This is a genomic window from Actinoalloteichus hymeniacidonis (assembly GCF_014203365.1).
Classification (GTDB): Bacteria; Actinomycetota; Actinomycetes; order Mycobacteriales; family Pseudonocardiaceae; genus Actinoalloteichus_A; species Actinoalloteichus_A hymeniacidonis.
Map to the genome: position 1 here is coordinate 2524505 of NZ_JACHIS010000001.1, position 15561 is coordinate 2540065.

General features: G+C 69.1%; 15 protein-coding genes. 11 read left to right on the forward strand and 4 right to left on the reverse strand.

What is annotated here, in order from left to right; translation table 11 throughout:
• Positions 1 to 6 precede the first annotated feature (6 nt).
• Together BKA25_RS10995 and BKA25_RS11000 are read right to left on the reverse strand one after the other, a co-directional pair.
• Entirely contained in the window at positions 7 to 603 is a 597-nt protein-coding gene (locus BKA25_RS10995) for a tripartite tricarboxylate transporter TctB family protein (protein WP_069850092.1), read from the reverse strand.
• The gene (locus tag BKA25_RS11000; RefSeq protein WP_069850090.1) at positions 600 to 1610 is read right to left on the reverse strand and encodes a Bug family tripartite tricarboxylate transporter substrate binding protein; all 1011 of its coding nucleotides are present in this window, start codon (positions 1608 to 1610) and stop codon (positions 600 to 602) included. The genes BKA25_RS10995 and BKA25_RS11000 overlap by 4 nt, the downstream gene beginning before the upstream one ends.
• A gap of 580 nt (positions 1611 to 2190) precedes the next feature.
• Between BKA25_RS11000 and BKA25_RS11005 the strand changes: the two genes are divergently transcribed.
• From BKA25_RS11005 to BKA25_RS11035, 7 genes are all read left to right on the forward strand, one after another.
• Positions 2191 to 3525, forward strand: a complete 1335-nt coding sequence (locus BKA25_RS11005; RefSeq protein ID WP_069850088.1) for an enolase C-terminal domain-like protein — start codon at positions 2191 to 2193, stop codon at positions 3523 to 3525.
• A 49-nt stretch (positions 3526 to 3574) separates the two neighbouring features.
• Positions 3575 to 4717: an L-talarate/galactarate dehydratase gene (locus BKA25_RS11010; protein WP_069850086.1), complete on the forward strand. Its 1143-nt coding sequence runs from the start codon at positions 3575 to 3577 to the stop codon at positions 4715 to 4717.
• A gap of 36 nt (positions 4718 to 4753) precedes the next feature.
• Positions 4754 to 6238: a malate dehydrogenase (quinone) gene (gene mqo / locus BKA25_RS11015; protein WP_216637732.1), complete on the forward strand. Its 1485-nt coding sequence runs from the start codon at positions 4754 to 4756 to the stop codon at positions 6236 to 6238.
• Between the two features lie 11 nt (positions 6239 to 6249).
• Entirely contained in the window at positions 6250 to 7668 is a 1419-nt protein-coding gene (locus BKA25_RS11020; protein ID WP_069850082.1) for an FAD-binding oxidoreductase, read from the forward strand.
• A gap of 201 nt (positions 7669 to 7869) precedes the next feature.
• On the forward strand, positions 7870 to 8181 hold the full coding sequence (locus BKA25_RS11025; protein ID WP_069850080.1) for a DUF6403 family protein: 312 nt from the start codon (positions 7870 to 7872) through the stop codon (positions 8179 to 8181).
• Entirely contained in the window at positions 8174 to 9574 is a 1401-nt protein-coding gene (locus tag BKA25_RS11030; RefSeq protein WP_069850078.1) for a hypothetical protein, read from the forward strand. Before BKA25_RS11025 ends, BKA25_RS11030 begins: the two co-directional genes overlap by 8 nt.
• On the forward strand, positions 9574 to 10512 hold the full coding sequence (locus BKA25_RS11035) for a hypothetical protein (protein WP_069850076.1): 939 nt from the start codon (positions 9574 to 9576) through the stop codon (positions 10510 to 10512). The genes BKA25_RS11030 and BKA25_RS11035 overlap by 1 nt, the downstream gene beginning before the upstream one ends.
• A gap of 72 nt (positions 10513 to 10584) precedes the next feature.
• Here the strand turns inward: BKA25_RS11035 and BKA25_RS11040 are convergent, their stop codons facing one another.
• Entirely contained in the window at positions 10585 to 10890 is a 306-nt protein-coding gene (locus BKA25_RS11040) for a hypothetical protein (protein ID WP_157421121.1), read from the reverse strand.
• Between the two features lie 689 nt (positions 10891 to 11579).
• Between BKA25_RS11040 and BKA25_RS11045 the strand changes: the two genes are divergently transcribed.
• The 4 genes from BKA25_RS11045 to BKA25_RS28365 all read left to right on the forward strand — a co-directional run bounded on the left by BKA25_RS11045 (position 11580) and on the right by BKA25_RS28365 (position 14663).
• Positions 11580 to 12314 carry an ABC transporter ATP-binding protein gene (locus tag BKA25_RS11045; RefSeq protein WP_069853774.1) on the forward strand — a complete coding sequence of 245 codons (735 nt, stop codon included), beginning with the start codon at positions 11580 to 11582 and terminating at the stop codon, positions 12312 to 12314.
• Positions 12311 to 13126, forward strand: coding sequence for an ABC transporter permease (locus BKA25_RS11050; RefSeq protein ID WP_069850072.1), 816 nt, complete (start codon positions 12311 to 12313; stop codon positions 13124 to 13126). Before BKA25_RS11045 ends, BKA25_RS11050 begins: the two co-directional genes overlap by 4 nt.
• A 33-nt stretch (positions 13127 to 13159) precedes the next feature.
• Entirely contained in the window at positions 13160 to 13501 is a 342-nt protein-coding gene (locus BKA25_RS11055; RefSeq protein ID WP_069850070.1) for a hypothetical protein, read from the forward strand.
• A gap of 76 nt (positions 13502 to 13577) precedes the next feature.
• Positions 13578 to 14663 (forward strand): helix-turn-helix transcriptional regulator, encoded by a 1086-nt coding sequence (locus tag BKA25_RS28365; protein ID WP_084643095.1) that lies wholly within the window; start codon positions 13578 to 13580, stop codon positions 14661 to 14663.
• Positions 14664 to 14695: 32 nt separating this feature from the next.
• On the opposite strand, the gene BKA25_RS11065 is transcribed toward BKA25_RS28365, so the two are convergent.
• Positions 14696 to 15538: an SDR family oxidoreductase gene (locus BKA25_RS11065; protein ID WP_069850068.1), complete on the reverse strand. Its 843-nt coding sequence runs from the start codon at positions 15536 to 15538 to the stop codon at positions 14696 to 14698.
• Positions 15539 to 15561: the final 23 nt, after the last annotated feature.

Below are 15561 nucleotides of genomic sequence, written 5' to 3' on the forward strand. Positions count from 1 at the left end.
AACCTCCTAGAACAGGTGTGGAATGGGGACGGAGAAGGCGCCCACGAACAGGGCGTAGAAGGCGGCGGTCACGGCGATGCTGGTGATGATCGACGTGCGCCAGCTCTCGCGTCCCAGGAACCGGAGCCAGACGAAGGTGAGCACGGCGGCCGGGATCTCGAAGCCGACGAGCTCGATGACCGCGACGAACGCGACCATCGTGCCCAGCCCCGCCAACACCAGTAGCGCCCGCGTCGAGAACTGTTCCCCGCCGCTGGCCTTACGCGCGGAGGCCAGTAGTGCGACGGCGAGCACGACCAGGACGACGCTGACCAACAGCGGCCAGGTGCCGGAGTCGGGGGCGCTCGCGGTGCCGATGCCCAGTGACCAGGAACCCAGCAGCATGGCCACACCGAGTACCAGGACGGCGGCGGCGGTGACGACGTTGCCGAGGGTGCCGGTCGGCGCAGGCCGGTCCTCGTGTTCGGCTTCCTCCACCGCGACCAGCGCTTCGGCCAGGCTTGGCTCGGCGGCGGTGGTGTCGGCGGTGCCGGGGGCCGAATCCTTCGAGCCGGCGGCCGGGGTGGCCGCCGACTCGCGTTCCGCGTCGTCTGCGGACGTCACTGCGCACCGCCCATATCGATGTCGAACTCCTCGACCATGCTGCGGTAGGTGTCGAGGTTGGTCGACCACTGCTCACGCAGCTCTTCGCCGTCGACCTCGTTCGGGGTGAGTTGGTTGTCGGTGTTGAAGTTCTGGTAGACCTCGGAGTCGAAGACCGTCTGGAACGACTCGCGAAGGGCGTCGATAACCTCCTGCGGGGTGTCCTTCGGCGCGAAGACCGCCCGCGACTGCTGAACCTCGACGTCGTAGCCCGCCTCCACGGCGGTGGGGGTGTCGGACAGGTAGGTCGGCCGTTCCCTCGCGAAGGTGACGATCGGCGTGAGCTCACCTGCCTCGATCTGCGCGGCGGCCTCGCCGAGTTGGATCGAGCCGACGTCGACCTGGCCGCCGAGGACGGCGGTCAGCGTGGGCGACCCGCCGTCGAAGGGCACGGCGGTGGATTCGATGTCGGCCTGGGCGAACAACGCGGCCTGGGAGAGCTGGCTGCCCGTGCCCACGCCGGTGGTGCCGTAGGTGATGGACCGGTCGGCCTCGGCGAGGTCGTCGATGGTCTCGAAGCCGGAGTTGGCGGCGGTCACCAGCACGTAGTCGTCCTGGGACAGCCCGCTGACGATCTCGAAGTCCTCGATGTCGACCGCCTCGCTCTCCGACACTGCGAGCGGGGTGATGTAGGCGAGGCTGCCGTTGAAGATCATCAGCGTGTGACCGTCGGCTCGGTCGCCCTCCAGCTGGCGGGCGGCCAGGGTGCCGTTGGCTCCCGGGATGTTCTCCACGGTGATCGCCACGTCGAGGTCGGCGGTGGCGCCGTCGGCTAACGCGCGGCCGATGAGGTCGGTGCTGCCGCCCGGGTCCTGGCCGACGTAGATGCTGATGGGGTTGCCGTCGGGGAAGTCCGCGCCGTCGCTGGACCCGCCCCCGAGGTTTCCGCCGCAGGCCGTCATCGAGAGGGTCAGGGCCAGCCCGAGGCCGGTCGCCGCCCGTCGTCGCGTGCCGATGCTGGTGGTCATGTCATTTCTCCTCGTCGAGAAGCCAGTCGTCCGGCAACGGGGCGCTGTGAGTGGCATCACGAGCGTCTGGACGGGCGAAGAGTAGGAACCTGGCGCGATGCCTGTCCAGGACCCATGCAGTATGAATCGATACCTTCGACGCATGGGGCGCGTTGTGCGCCGATCCGACGAGCGTGGGGGAGTCGGCGTGCTGCGGAGCGGCCGGCTCGGGGGATGGTCATCGATGTCGGTGCGATCTCGTTTTGGTCGATCGACCGAGACCTGTCGAAGGTGTGTAGCCCGTTCGCGAAACGGGCGCGGATTGCCGCCTCGTCCCGTCGAATCCATTCGATGCCCTGACGGCATCGGTTGATGCGAAAAAGCACCTAGACAGGCATCGCGCGGGATTCTTACGGTTGCCGGGCCCGCCCGTGTCCCTTGCGGTGCGCGGCATCGAACACAGGGGGCGGGACACGCTCGCCGAGGCGGCGGACGAGCCCGCCGCAGGCGCGGATCGATGACGGGACGGCCCGACCAGCCGGCGGCCTCGGCTCCACCCTCGTCGAGGCCCGCGCATTCTCGATGCGAGAGGACGGACAGCATGACCGGTCTAAGCCCCACCGTGGCACGTATCGAGGTGGTGCCCGTAGCGGGCCACGACAGCATGCTGTTGAACCTGAGCGGCGCCCATGGGCCGTTCTTCACCCGCAACATCGCGATCGTCACCGACAGCGAGGGCCGGGTCGGGGTCGGCGAGGTACCGGGCGGGGACGCGATCCGGCAGACCATCCAGGATGCGGGCGAGCTGCTGATCGGCAGACCCGTCGCCCGCTATGGCAGCTTGCTGCGTTCGGTCGCGGATGCCTTCGCGGGCCGCGACGCCGGAGGTCGGGGCCAGCAGACCTTCGATCTGCGGACCACGGTGCATGCGGTGACCGCCCTGGAGTCGTGCCTGCTGGACCTGTTCGGCCAGTACCTCGGTGTCCCGGTGGCCGAACTGCTCGGCGATGGGCAGCAGCGCGACGCGGTCCCGATGCTCGGCTACCTCTTCTACGTGGGCGACCGGCGGGCCGCCGCCGAACTGCCGTATGTCGCCGAGTCGAATCCGGCCGACGACTGGGAGCGGCTGCGGCGCGAACCCGCCCTGACACCCGAGGCGGTGGTGGCGCTGGCCGAGGCCGCGCAGGCCCGCTACGGCTTCACGGACTTCAAGCTCAAGGGCGGTGTGCTGCCCGGCGCGCAGGAGATCGAGGCGGTTCGTGCGTTGGCCGCGCGTTTCCCCGACGCCAGGATCACCCTGGATCCCAACGGCGGCTGGCTGCTGGCCGATGCCATCGAACTGTGTCGTGACCTGCACGGGGTACTGGCCTACGCCGAGGACCCGGTCGGCGGCGAGAACGGCTTCTCCGGCCGCGAGACCATGGCGGAGTTCCGCCGGGCCACCGGCCTGCCCACGGCGACGAACATGATCGCCACCGACTGGCGGCAGCTGGCGCACGCCGTGCGGGCGGCGGCGGTCGACATCCCGTTGGCCGACCCGCACTTCTGGACGATGCGCGGCTCGGTTCGCGTCGCGCAGCTGTGCGCGGACTTCGGTCTCACCTGGGGTTCGCACTCCAACAACCACTTCGACATCTCGCTCGCGATGTTTACCCAGGTCGGTGCGGCCGCTCCCGGGACGATCACGGCGCTGGACACGCACTGGATCTGGCAGGACGGCCAGGCGTTGACGCGCGAGCCTTTGCAGATCCGCGACGGGCGGATCGCCGTGCCGACGGCCCCGGGGCTCGGAGTGGAGCTCGACCGCGACGCCCTCGCCGCTGCCCACGAGCTGTATCGGGAACACGGCCTCGGTGCGCGTGACGACGCCGTCGCGATGCAGTACCTCGTGCCCGACTGGCAGTTCGACGCCAAGCGTCCCTGCCTGGACCGCTGACCCCGACCGATCCTCGACCGCTGCTCGCCGCCGCTGCCAAAGGAGTCCCATGACCAGCTCCGCCGTTCTCGACCGGATCGCCTCGGTGACGCTGTCCTCGGTGACATTGCCGCTGTCCACCGGAATCAGCGACGCCAAGGTCCTCACCGGCAGACAGCGGCCGATGACCGAGGTCGTCTTCCTGTTCGCCGAGATCACGACCGAGCAGGGCGCCGAGGGCGTCGGCTTCAGCTATTCCAAGCGCGCCGGTGGCCCCGCCCAGTTCGCCCACGCCAAGGAGGTCGCGCCCGACCTGATCGGCGAGGACCCCAGCGACATCGGTCGGTTGTGGACGAAGCTGGTGTGGGCGGGTGCCTCGGTCGGCCGCAGCGGCGCCGCGACCCAGGCCCTGGCCGCGATCGACGTCGCGCTGTGGGACCTGAAGGCAAAGCGGGCCGGGCTGCCGTTGGCGAAACTGCTCGGCGCGCACCGGGACTCGGTGCGCTGCTACAACACCTCTGGTGGCTTCCTGCACGAGTCGGTCGAGCAGATCAAGGACAACGCCACCCGCACCCTGGAGTCCGGGGTCGGCGGAATCAAGATCAAGGTCGGGCAGGCCGATTGGGCCGAGGACCTGCGGCGCGTCGCCGCGGTCCGAGAGCACATCGGAGACGTGCCCCTGATGGTCGATGCCAACCAACAGTGGGACCGGCCCACGGCGATGCGGGTCGGCCGGGCGCTGGAGGAGTTCGGGCTGGTCTGGATCGAGGAGCCCCTGGACGCCTACGACGCCGAGGGACATGCCAACCTCACCCGGTCGCTGACCACGGCGATCGCCTCCGGGGAGATGCTGACCAGCGTCGCCGAGCACTACGAGCTGATCCGCAACGGTGCCGTCGACATCCTGCAACCGGATGCCCCCCGCATCGGCGGAATCACCCAGTTCCTCAAGCTCGCCACGCTGGCCGACCACCGCAATCTGCAGATCGCCCCGCACTTCGCAATGGAGATCCACGTCCACCTCGCTGCGGCCTACCCGCATGAGCCGTGGGTCGAGCACTTCGACTGGCTGTACCCGCTGTTCAACGAGCGGTTGGCGACCGTGGACGGGCGCATGCAGCTGTCCGACCGTCCCGGTCTGGGGATCACCTTGAGCGAGCAGACCAGGGCGTGGACGGTCGATCGTGTCGTGATCGACTCGCCGATTCGCTGACACACACGCCGTCCGAGGCCCGAAAGAGGAGGAATCGTGGTCGACACCGAGATCCACGACATCGTCCTCGTCGGCGCAGGCATCGTCAGTGCCACCCTCGGCACGCTGATCGCGACACTGCAGCCCGACTGGCGGATCACGGTGTTGGAACGGCTCGGCGAGCCCGGCAACGAGAGCTCGCACGCCTGGAACAACGCCGGGACGGGCCATGCGGGGCTCTGCGAGTTCAACTACACGCCGCGCGGTTCGGACGGCACCGTCGATGCGACGGGTGCCGTCCGGATCGGCGAGCAGTACCTCACCTCGCTGTGTTTCTGGGCCGAGTTGGTGGCGCAGGGACAGCTCGGCGACCCCGGCGACTTCATCCGGTCGACGCCGCATCTGGGACTCGGGCGTGGAACCGACGGGGTGGCCTACCTTCGGGCCCGCCATGCGGCCTTGCGGGAGCATCCGCTGTTCGCGGACCTGGAGATCAGCGCGGACCGGAGCCGATTGGAAGCCTGGCTGCCGCTGGTGCTCCGAGGCCGGGACGAGCGAGAACCGATCGCGGTCACCCGATCAAGGCAGGGCACCGACGTCGATTTCGGGGTGCTGACCCGTCGGCTTCTCGCCGCGCTGCAACGACGGGGCGTCGCCGTCCGGACCCACCACGAGGTCCGGTCCCTGCGGCGCGGGCAGGGACGGTGGGAGATCGGCGTCCGCGACCGACGGGCCGACCGGGTGGAGACGTTGCGCTCCCGATTCGTGTTCGTCGGTGCGGGCGGAGCGACGCTGCCACTCCTACAGGGTGCGGGCGTGCCCGAGGTACGCGGCCTGGGCGCATTCCCCATCAGCGGCCGATTCCTGCGCGCCTCCCGACCGGCCCTGGTCGCCGAGCACCCGGCGAAGCTCTACGGTCATGCCGCGCCGGGTGCGCCCTCGATCTCCGTTCCACACCTGGATCGGCGAGTCGTCGCAGGCCGGGAGCACCTGTTGTTCGGGCCCTTCGCCGCGTTCTCCCCGCGCTTCCTCAAACGCGGCCGTCACACCGACCTGGTGCGGTCGATACGACCCGACAACCTGCCGACCCTGCTGGCCACGGCCAGGGACAACCCGTCGCTGCTGGCCTATCTGGTGCGGCAGCTGACGCAGTCCTCGGCTGCCCGGCTGGCCGCGCTGCGGGAGTTCGTGCCCACCGCACAGGAAGCGGACTGGAAACTGATCACCGCAGGCCAACGAGTCCAGACCCTCAGAACCGTTGCGGGCCGGGGCACGATGGTCGGTTTCGGCGCCGAGCAGTTGATCACCGAGGACGCCACGCTGGCGGCGTTGTTGGGTGCCTCGCCCGGCGCCTCGGCCTCGGCATCGGCGATGGTGGCCGTCCTGGCCGGGTGTTTCCCCGATCGAATGCCCGCCTGGGAGTCCAGACTGCGCACCTTGGCGCCGAATGCCTCGGAGCTGTTGGCGACGGGGCAGGCCATCGATCGACTGGCCCACGCCCGGCGAACCCTGGGCCTGGACCCGCTGATCTCCCGTTCCTGAAGGGAATCCCGATGGACCCCGACGTTCTGCGTCGTCTGCACGACATCCTCGGACCGGCCGGTGTGGTCGCCGATCCCGACCTGCTACGGGGGTATCTGTCCGACTGGCGAGGCGCCTACCAGGGCACGGCTGCGGTGGTGGCCCGGCCCGCCGACACCGGACAGGTCGCCGAGATCCTCGGGCTCTGCCATCGCCGGGGCGTGGCGGTCGTTCCGCAGGGCGGCAACACCGGGTTATGCGGGGGAGCGGTGCCCGACCGCTCCGGGACCCAGCTCGTGCTGTCCACGAACCGGTTGCGGCGTATTCGGGGAGTCGACCGTGCCGACCAGACGATCACCGTCGAGGCAGGGGTGGTCCTGCAGACCGTGCAGGAAGCCGCCGACGCCGCCGGACTGCTGTTCCCGCTCTCGCTGGGCGCGGAGGGCAGCTGCACCATCGGCGGCAACCTCGCGACCAACGCGGGCGGCACCGCCGTGGTCCGCTACGGGACGATGCGCGAGCTCACCCTCGGCGTGGAGGTGGTGCTGCCGGACGGTCGGATCTGGAACGGCCTGCGTGGCCTGCGCAAGGACAACACCGGATACGATCTCAAACAGCTGTTCATCGGCTCGGAGGGCACCCTCGGCGTGATCACCGCCGCCGTGCTGGCCCTTCATCCGGCGATTCGTAGCCGTGCCACCGCGTGGGTCGCGCTCTCCGACCCGCAGGCGGCGGTGGACCTCATCGAGATCGTGCGCGCCACCGCCGGATCGCGGCTGTCGGGTTTCGAACTGATGTCCGCGCAGAGCGTGGAATTCGTGTTGCGCCATGTGTCGGGCACCCGTGATCCCTTCGGGTCTGCGCACCCGTGGTTCGCGCTCCTGGAACTCAGCGATCCGATGGCGGACGCGCCGCTGGCGCAGACCCTGGAGACGGTGTTGGGCGAGGCCTTCGAACGCGAGCTGCTCCGGGACGCCGTCGTCGCCGACGGTTCCACACAGGTCGCGGCGCTGTGGGCACTGCGCGAGGGAATCTCGGAGGCGCAGAACCACGAGGGACCCAGCCTCAAACACGACATCACGGTGCCGATCAGTGTCATTCCGGCCTTCGTCGCCGCCACCGACGACGCGCTGCGGGCGACGATGCCCGGCATTCGCATCGTGACCTACGGCCATGTCGGCGACGGGAATCTGCACTACAACCTGAGCAAACCACCGGGGACGGACGACGAGGTGTTCCGCAGCAGAGCAGCGGAGCTGGCCCGCGTCGTCTACGACTCGACGGCCGGGTTCGCGGGCAGCATCAGTGCCGAACACGGGCTGGGCCAGTCGAAACGCGAAGTGATCGCGGACTACAAGCCTGCGGTGGAGCTCGACCTGATGCGCGGGATCAAGCAGCTGTTCGACCCGGCGGGACTGATGAATCCGGGCAAGGTACTGCCGGAAGGATGACCGCGAACTACGCGGTTTCCTCGGTCGCGGTCGGTCTGCGGGCGCGGTGGGTGTAGCGCGAGCACAACTTGTTTCCGTGTCAATCAGATCGCTGTTGCGTCTCGTTCCCGGGGTTGTGGGAACCCCGGGACGTCGACTCGGCTCTAATGCGCGCATGGTGGCCGCACCGGGGCGACGTGCCGTTGAACGACTGGGGAGTCCATGGAGAGCAGCTGGCTGATCTGGCCGATCGGCCTCGTGGTGTTGATCGCGGCCGGGTTCGTCGCCGCATTGCTGCCAAGGTTGCGGCACCGCGAGACCATGCGCCGAACGGCTTGGTCGACCGCACGGTCCGCCATCGACAGCGCATCGGTGAGTCGGGACGCCGCGACCGTGGCGGTGCCGGAGGCCGATCAGCTGTTGCACAAGGCCGAACTACTCGTCGCGGGCGGCGGCGGTACGGCGGCGGCCACCGAAGCGGCGAGCAGTGCCGGGCGTGCCGATCGACTGTGGCGGGAGGCCGGTCATGACTGAATCGCGACAACGACGACTGCCCTCGGCAGGTGTGCTCCGCTGGGGAGTCCTCCTGCTCGGGCTGGCCGTTCTGGCGGTGTTCCTGTTCGCGCAGGTGCAGAGTGTCGACGTCAGCTACGGCCAGTCTCCCTCGGAGGAATCGCCCGACTACGAGGAGGGCTCGGCGGGTGAGCTGAGCGGCGCGACCGTGCCCACGGTGTCGGAGATGGAGGACATGCTCGCCGACGAGCCCGTCGTCCGGCTGCCGGGTGCGGTGGCGTACTGGGACACCGAGCAGGTCGCGGCCGCCATCGGCGACGACGACGTCCGCATCATCGTGGCCCCGCCGGGACTCGACGACAGCGCTCGTGAGGCTGTCCGGCAGGTTAACCGTGATCCCGAACTCGACGACCTGACCGTGCGGATCATCGGCACCGAGATCACCGGCAGCAGTTGGCAGGCGAGCAACAACAACGCCGAGGACTGGCGGGACCAGTACGTCACCGGTGATGTGACGACCCTGTTGGTCACGATGATCAGCAAACTTCGCGATGTCGAGCGCCCGGAGAGCGAATCGGTCTTCGCCTGGCGGGAGCCCACCGACGTCGAGATCTCCGAGGTACTGGCCGAGTTGGACGCGACAGGCGCGTATATCGCCGACGACGCCACCCTCGACGAGGTTCCGATCAGGACTGCTGGCCTGGCGTTCCCCGACGCCGAGCCGCTGTACGTCATGCTGCCGCCCCAGCAGTTCGGCGAGCCGGTTCCCCGGTACGCGCCTGCGGTGGCCGAGTCGTTCCCCGACCGTCCCGTGATCGTCATGTACGGCTCGTGGCCGGAATACGCGGGCCCCGATGCCGAGGAGTTCGCCGATCTGGCGGTCGGATCGATGTTCGGCCAGCTCGACTATCGGCTCAGCAGGTACGACTACCCACAGGACAACGTGCTGGGCAGCTACCTGAATCGGATCACCGACATCCGCTACGCAGGCTTGTTCGACCGACCATTGCCCTATCAGCCCCTCGACCCGCTCCGGGTGGCGCTGCCCGCGCTGCCCTGGGTGTTCGCGGTCTGTGTGCTGGCCTTCCTGGTGTTGTCCATCCGCACCGTGGGCAGCTTCAACCAGGCGCCTCGACGGACCGCGGAGCGACGACTCGTCGGGCCACCGGCACGGCTCGCCGGGCTCACCGCGCTGGCCATCGAGATCTCCGGCCTGACCGATGGGGCGAGCAATCCGGCCTTGACCAGGGCCATCACCCGCATCCAAGCCGCGCAGCGCGGCCTGTCGGGGAAACTGCCCCTTCGATCGGTACATCGAGAATTAGACGTGGCCGAGACCGAGTTGGACGAGGCCGCGCGTCTGTTGGGTCGCCCCGAGTACCGGCCGGGCCTCTACCTGCAAGGCGGTCTGTGATGAGACGACTGCGGCGACTGATCACCGCTCCCTTCGCCTTCGCGCTTGCCGGGTGTCTGTTACTCACCGGCTGGGCGCTGTGGTCCGACGGCATTTTCGACGGGCCCATCGCCGGCCAGGTTCGGGAGTCCTCGGTGTATGCCGACCCCGGCATCGATCTGGACCAGCAGGCTGCCGAACGCGTCATCGGCAACCGCAGACTGGTCGTGGTCATGTTGGAGCCGGGAGCCGACCTGGCCGAGGCCTGCGACAGCATCGGCACCGTCGCCGACGGCAACGTCGGTTTGATCCTCAGCCCGGAGACCGGACCGGACCCCGTGTTCGACCGCTACGGGTGCTCGTTGATCCCCGGGTACGACGACGAGAACTTCGGTAAGGCCTTCGCGGCGGACATGACGATCGCCAACGGCGTTGCTGGCTTCGTCGACCGCCCGATCGACGCGCTCAAGGTGGTCGCGGTCAACTACGACACGCTGGTCAAGGCGGGAACCGTGCCCGACGGACCCCGTAGCTTCAGCCCGTCCCTGCCGCGTTACCTCGCCGCCGCCGCGGCGATCGCCGCCGTGCTGATCGGAACCACGACGATCTACGTCTTCTCTTACCGGGCCGGGCGGATCGCGGCGGCGCGTCGGGCCCGCCGGGAGGCCGCGACCGATTCGCGCAGCGTGCTCAGCGCGGGCGCGGCGGGATTGGCGCAGCAGATCATCGAGTTGGACCGTCGGTACCAGCCCCGGATCTCGCAGAGCGGCGCCTATCAGGGCAGACCCCGGCAGGGCAGCTTCGAGTTCGAGTACCCGCGCCTGGCCGCCGACTACGGGAAACTACTGGAGTCGATCCAGAAGGCCGATTCCCTCGGCGGGAGGGAGACCGACGACATCGCCGATCGCATCGGGGCACTGAGCCAGCGCGCCACCAGACTCGCGGACAAAACGGAGTGACACAGCTGCGTCTCGGCGCGATCGGGCCGTTCCCGGAACGGGTCAGGGAACGGCCCGATTACTCGTCGCGGTCTACGCCAGCTCCCACACGGTGACCGTGATGTCGGTGAACTGGGAGAGCGCCTCGGGCGGGGACAGGCTCGTCACGGTGAAATAGCCGACCCGGCCGCCCGAGGTGTGGAAACACGCCATCGAACCGACCCGGACGGGAACCCACCTCCCACCGAGATGGGTGTTCAGCTGCTCGGCGCACTGCTCGTGGTCGGGCTCGACCTCGGAATCCCAGGCGACCAGCGCAGTGCCCCGACCTCGTTGGGCGCCCCGAAGTAGAGATCGCCGAGCACCGCGCGGCCGGGCGGCGATTGATCCAGGTACCACCCCCCGCCGGTGCCGCCGTAACCGCCGAGCTCCAGGGTGCCGCTCCACCACACGCCGACCGACGCCGATTCCTCGTCGGGGGCGGATTGGGTGGTGCCGGGTCGTCCTCGCTTTCCCCGGGCGGCTGATCCGGGAACTCCTCCGCAGGTGGTGGTGTGGGCACGGGCTCGGAGGTCGTCGGGGGAGCGGGGTTCGGCCCCGTATTCGAGGCGCGATCCGACGACAATGACACCATCAGAATGCTCGCCAACAACGCCACCACGAGCGACATCGAACCTAAGACGTACCAGACCCAGCCCGGAGTCTGGTTGAAGTGCACCCCGCCGCTGACTTTTTCCGCCTGCACGGCGTTGCCCTGGTTGCCCGTCACGATATTGCGGGTCTCGGAGTCGCCGTCGTCCCTCGGCCGTCCTCGACCTGCTGTCATCGTCTGCCTCCGGATCGTGACGCCGCGACAACGACGTTAATGGCTGCAGACGGGTTTCGGGACGGGATTCGCCCGGCGCATTCCAGCGCGGCCGAGACACCGGGACGACGAGTGCCACCTCGCCATCGGGCTGCGCGGCGGGCGTCCGCGGAGCTGAGACCACCCTCGTCGGACGTCGGCCTGCCTTCCACAGACCTTCGTGACACCTCGGCAGACGAAAGTAGCTAGCGGGGGATATCGCAGGTCCGCTGGGGTGGAGCACATGATCGAGACACGGGGACTGACCAAACGACATCGTGCCTTCACGGTGCTCGACGACCTCGGCTTCACCGCCCCGGCGGGACAGGTCACCGGGTTCGTCGGACCCAACGGCTCGGGCAAGACCTCCACCCTGCGGATCGTCGTGGGGCTCGACCGCCCCAGCGCGGGCACCGCCACCATCGACGGCCGTCCCCTGCGCGACCACCCCAACCCGCAGCGCGTCGCGGGCATCCTGCTCAACGCCGGGAACGCCCCGGCGGGGATGACTGCCCGGTCGCATCTGCGGTGGCTCGCCGCCGCCGGACGAATCCCGGACAAGCGCGCCGACGACCTGCTGGAAGAGGTCGGCCTCTCTTCGGTGGCCTCTCGGCGTATCGGTGCCCTGTCGCTGGGGATGCGCGGTCGTCTGGGGATCGCCGCCGCCCTGCTGGGCGATCCGGGCACGTTGATCCTGGACGAACCGGTCAACGGGCTCGACCCCGACGGCGTGCGGTGGATCCGACTCCTCATGCGCAGGCTCGCCGCCGAGGGCCGCTGTGTGCTGGTGTCCAGCCACCTGATGGCCGAGATGCAGCAGACCGCGGACCGCGTGGTGGTGCTCGGCGCGGGTCGACTGCTCGCCGAGATCGGCCTCGACGAACTCGGCGAGGGCGTCTCGTTGGAGGACGCCTACGTCGCACTCACCGCCGACGCCGCCCAGTACCGCGCGGGCAGCACCGAGAGGACCTCCGCATGAGTGCCCCCACCAGACAGCGCGACATCCCGGCGAGCATCCCGGGCTTCGGCGCCACGCTGCACGCCGAATGGCGCAAGCTGCGCTTCCTACGATCGACGCCCATCGGCGTCGCACTGATCGTCGCGCTCAGCATGGCCATCGGCTTCGTGATGACCTTGATCAGCGACGGTGACAGCATCGCGTCGGCACAGCAGGACAGCGAGTACTCCGTCATCTTCTACAGCTCGACGCTGGCCACCTGGGCTTATGCCTACCTCGCCGCCCAGTTCGTCGCCGCCGAATTCCAGGGCATGGGGGAATCGACCTTCACCGCCACCCCGCGTCGGTCGCGGGTACTGAGCGCCAAGCTCGTGCTCGTCGGGCTTGGCGGCCTGATCGTCGGGTTGGTGACCTCGGTGGTCACCGTCGCCGTGACCCAGGGGTCCCTCGCCTCGCGCGGCATCCCGACGTTGGAGCTCGCCGATCCGGGGCTGCTGCGGGCGATCACGCTGTTCCTCGGTATGTCGATGGCGGTGCAGGGTCTGCTCGCCGCCTGCGCGGCGGTCCTGATGCGGTCGGCTGCGGGCGGGGTGATCGTGATCGGCCTGCTCGCCGCGCTGCCGGTCAGCCTAGCCGAGTTCCTCGGCACCGGATTCGCGACCACCGTTCCACGTCGGCTGCCCGGCGCCGCGATCGAGAGCATCGCGGGCCTGTCCGCCCCCGGTTCACATGGCTATCTCCCGCCGCTGCACGCGGGCGCCTGGGTACTGGGCTGGCTGTTGGTGTTCGCCACCGTGGCCTTCCTGCGGCTGCGTCGCACCGATCTGCGCTGACAACGAGCCCCGGCAAGGGAGGAGACAACAGTCATGACCCGCATCGACTTCGACCCGAGGCTCTCCGTCGAGACCGTGCTGACCACCGTCCGGACGACCTTCGACAGCCGCGACTACCACTGGGAACAGCACGACGGGCTGTCGACGGTGGCCTCCGAGGGCGGCAGGCCGGTCGCCAACGTCGCCGTCTCACAACGCCTGCGCGTGAGCATCCGCATCGACGTAGCACGTCATCGCGTGGTGCTGAGCCAGGAGACACTGGGCGCCGCCTACACGGCGAACGGCAGTCCGTTGTTCATGCTGAAGCTCGGTCGGCGCTTGAGCAAGATCGGCAGGGCCGTCCAACAAGACCTCGCCGCCGCCGCGCTGCGATGAGGACACGACGCCCGAGACCGTGGGCGTCCGGAACACACCGTGCCCGGGGCACCGGGACGAACCGAGGTAGGAGAACGTGGCAGACGACGGCACCTCGGAGCATCGATCCGACAAGCTCCCCACCGAGGCCACCGGGCCGATTGCCGAGAGCGGACCGGACCACCCGGCGAAGGCCGGACTGGCCTCGCTGGTGGAGGGCGAGGGCGGCTGGCCGCTGATCGGGCTCGCCACCGCGACCCTGCTCGGAGCGGTCATCGGTGTCATCGCGATTCCGTCGTCGCTGCTCGCGATCGTCGTGATGGCGGTCGTTCAACTCGGTGTCACCGCGCTCGGCCTGATCGCCGTCCGCAGGCCCGTGCTGTGGGCGGTGGCGATCGGCATCGTGTCGATCGGTTCGGCCGCAGCGGAACCGGGGCTGGCCGAGCTGGCCTACAGCGGGGCCACGCCGTGGATCGCGTGTGCGACGGCGGCGGGCACGCTCAACCTGTTCTGGCATGCCTCCGACCGCCGGGTCCTGGCGGCGGGCGCGGCGGCGTTGCTGGTGGGGTCGACCGGGTTGATCGCGGTGACCATTCGCTTCGGGGTGCCGCCTGCACAGGCGATCCTGACGTCGAGCGTGCCGTTTCTGATCGGTGCGCTCTTCGCCGCGGTGCTGCACCTGCGGGACGCCAGGCAGGACCGGGTTCGACGTCCCGAGCTGCTCCTGGGCGAGGCCGACCGGCCGGATTCGGGTGCGGGGGCGGGCAGTGGCGACGCCGCGCTGCGGGCGTTGGCGATCGTCGCCCTGCGCAGCGACGAACTGGCGTCGACCAGCGCCGACGCCACCGCCCGCCGGGCCGCCATCGATCTGCGTGAGGTGGCCCGACGGGCATTGACCGGCGACGCCGCCACGGCGGACTCGGTGGCGCGGATCGAATTGTTGCCCGCCAGGCAATCCAACGCGCCACAGCAGGCCGCCGGTCCGATGCCGGAGCTGCCGGACCGGGAACGGGAGATCCTGCGGTTGGTCGCCACCGGGGCCTCCAACGCGGCCATCGGAAGGAGCCTGTATCTGAGCGAGGCCACGGTCAAGCAGTACGTCTCGCGGTTGATGCGTCGTTTCGATCGCGACAACCGCACCCGATTGGCGCTCTTGGCCGCCCGATGGTTCGACGAGCCCTAGCCGCGATATCGCACGCTAGGTGTTCGCGGGGTTCAGCGGTTCGCGAACTCGTCGAGGACCACCGACAGCGCCGTCTCACGGTGCGAATCGTGTTCCGCGAGTCGAGAGCTCAACGAGGTGCGGATAGCTTCGTAGGCGTCCGGGCCGAGGGGTAACCGAAGCGGAACCGCTTCGCTCTCCACCAGGGTCACCAGGGCCGCCGCGATCTTCTCGGGATCGTTGAGCAGCGGGAAGGAGCCGTCGGCGATCGCCCTTCTGGTGTCCCCGGCGGGGCCTGCGTCGTATTCGGGCATGATCGGTGCGGTGTCGAGCGCCGCCCCGAATCCGGTCGGCGCGGCCCCCGGCTCGACGATGGTCAAACCGATGCCGAATGGGGCGATCTCCCGCGCCGCGGTCTCACAGAAACCCTCGATGCCCCATTTGGCGGCGTGGTAGAAGCCGAAGTTCGGGAAGGCGGCCTGACCACCCGCGGTGGAGATCTGCAGAATCCGGCCGTGTCCCTGCGGGCGTAGGTGCTTCAACGCGGCCCTGATGACGGAGATCGAGCCGATCAGGTTGGTGTCGACCACCTTGCGGATCTGCTCGTCGGAGGCTTCCTCCACGGCGGTGAACACCGCGTATCCGGCGTTGTTGACGATCACGTCGATGGTGCCGAGTTCGGCGAATGCCGCGTCGATCACCTCTCGGACCGAATCGGGTTCGGTCACGTCGAGACGTCGCACCCAGAGTTGATCGCCGTACTCGGCGCGCAGGTCGTCGAGTACCTCGGGTCGACGCAGGGTCGCGGCCACCCGGTCACCGGCCGCGAGCAGCCTGCGGGTCAGCAGCAGGCCGAAGCCCGAGCTGGTGCCGGTGATGAACCATGTCTTGGTCATGCGAGGTCTCCTTCGTCATTGCG

Excerpts from the sequence above, each read along its gene's own strand:
- BKA25_RS11000 (WP_069850090.1), bottom strand. The coding sequence starts at position 1,610 with ATGACCACCAGCATCGGCACGCGACGACGGGCGGCGACCGGCCTCGGG.
- BKA25_RS11025 (WP_069850080.1), top strand. The coding sequence starts at position 7,870 with ATGGAGAGCAGCTGGCTGATCTGGCCGATCGGCCTCGTGGTGTTGATC.
- BKA25_RS11030 (WP_069850078.1), top strand. The coding sequence starts at position 8,174 with ATGACTGAATCGCGACAACGACGACTGCCCTCGGCAGGTGTGCTCCGC.
- BKA25_RS11010 (WP_069850086.1), top strand. The coding sequence starts at position 3,575 with ATGACCAGCTCCGCCGTTCTCGACCGGATCGCCTCGGTGACGCTGTCC.
- BKA25_RS11045 (WP_069853774.1), top strand. The coding sequence starts at position 11,580 with ATGATCGAGACACGGGGACTGACCAAACGACATCGTGCCTTCACGGTG.
- BKA25_RS11050 (WP_069850072.1), top strand. The coding sequence starts at position 12,311 with ATGAGTGCCCCCACCAGACAGCGCGACATCCCGGCGAGCATCCCGGGC.
- BKA25_RS11065 (WP_069850068.1), bottom strand. The coding sequence starts at position 15,538 with ATGACCAAGACATGGTTCATCACCGGCACCAGCTCGGGCTTCGGCCTG.
- BKA25_RS11055 (WP_069850070.1), top strand. The coding sequence starts at position 13,160 with ATGACCCGCATCGACTTCGACCCGAGGCTCTCCGTCGAGACCGTGCTG.
- BKA25_RS11035 (WP_069850076.1), top strand. The coding sequence starts at position 9,574 with ATGAGACGACTGCGGCGACTGATCACCGCTCCCTTCGCCTTCGCGCTT.
- BKA25_RS11020 (WP_069850082.1), top strand. The coding sequence starts at position 6,250 with ATGGACCCCGACGTTCTGCGTCGTCTGCACGACATCCTCGGACCGGCC.
- BKA25_RS11005 (WP_069850088.1), top strand. The coding sequence starts at position 2,191 with ATGACCGGTCTAAGCCCCACCGTGGCACGTATCGAGGTGGTGCCCGTA.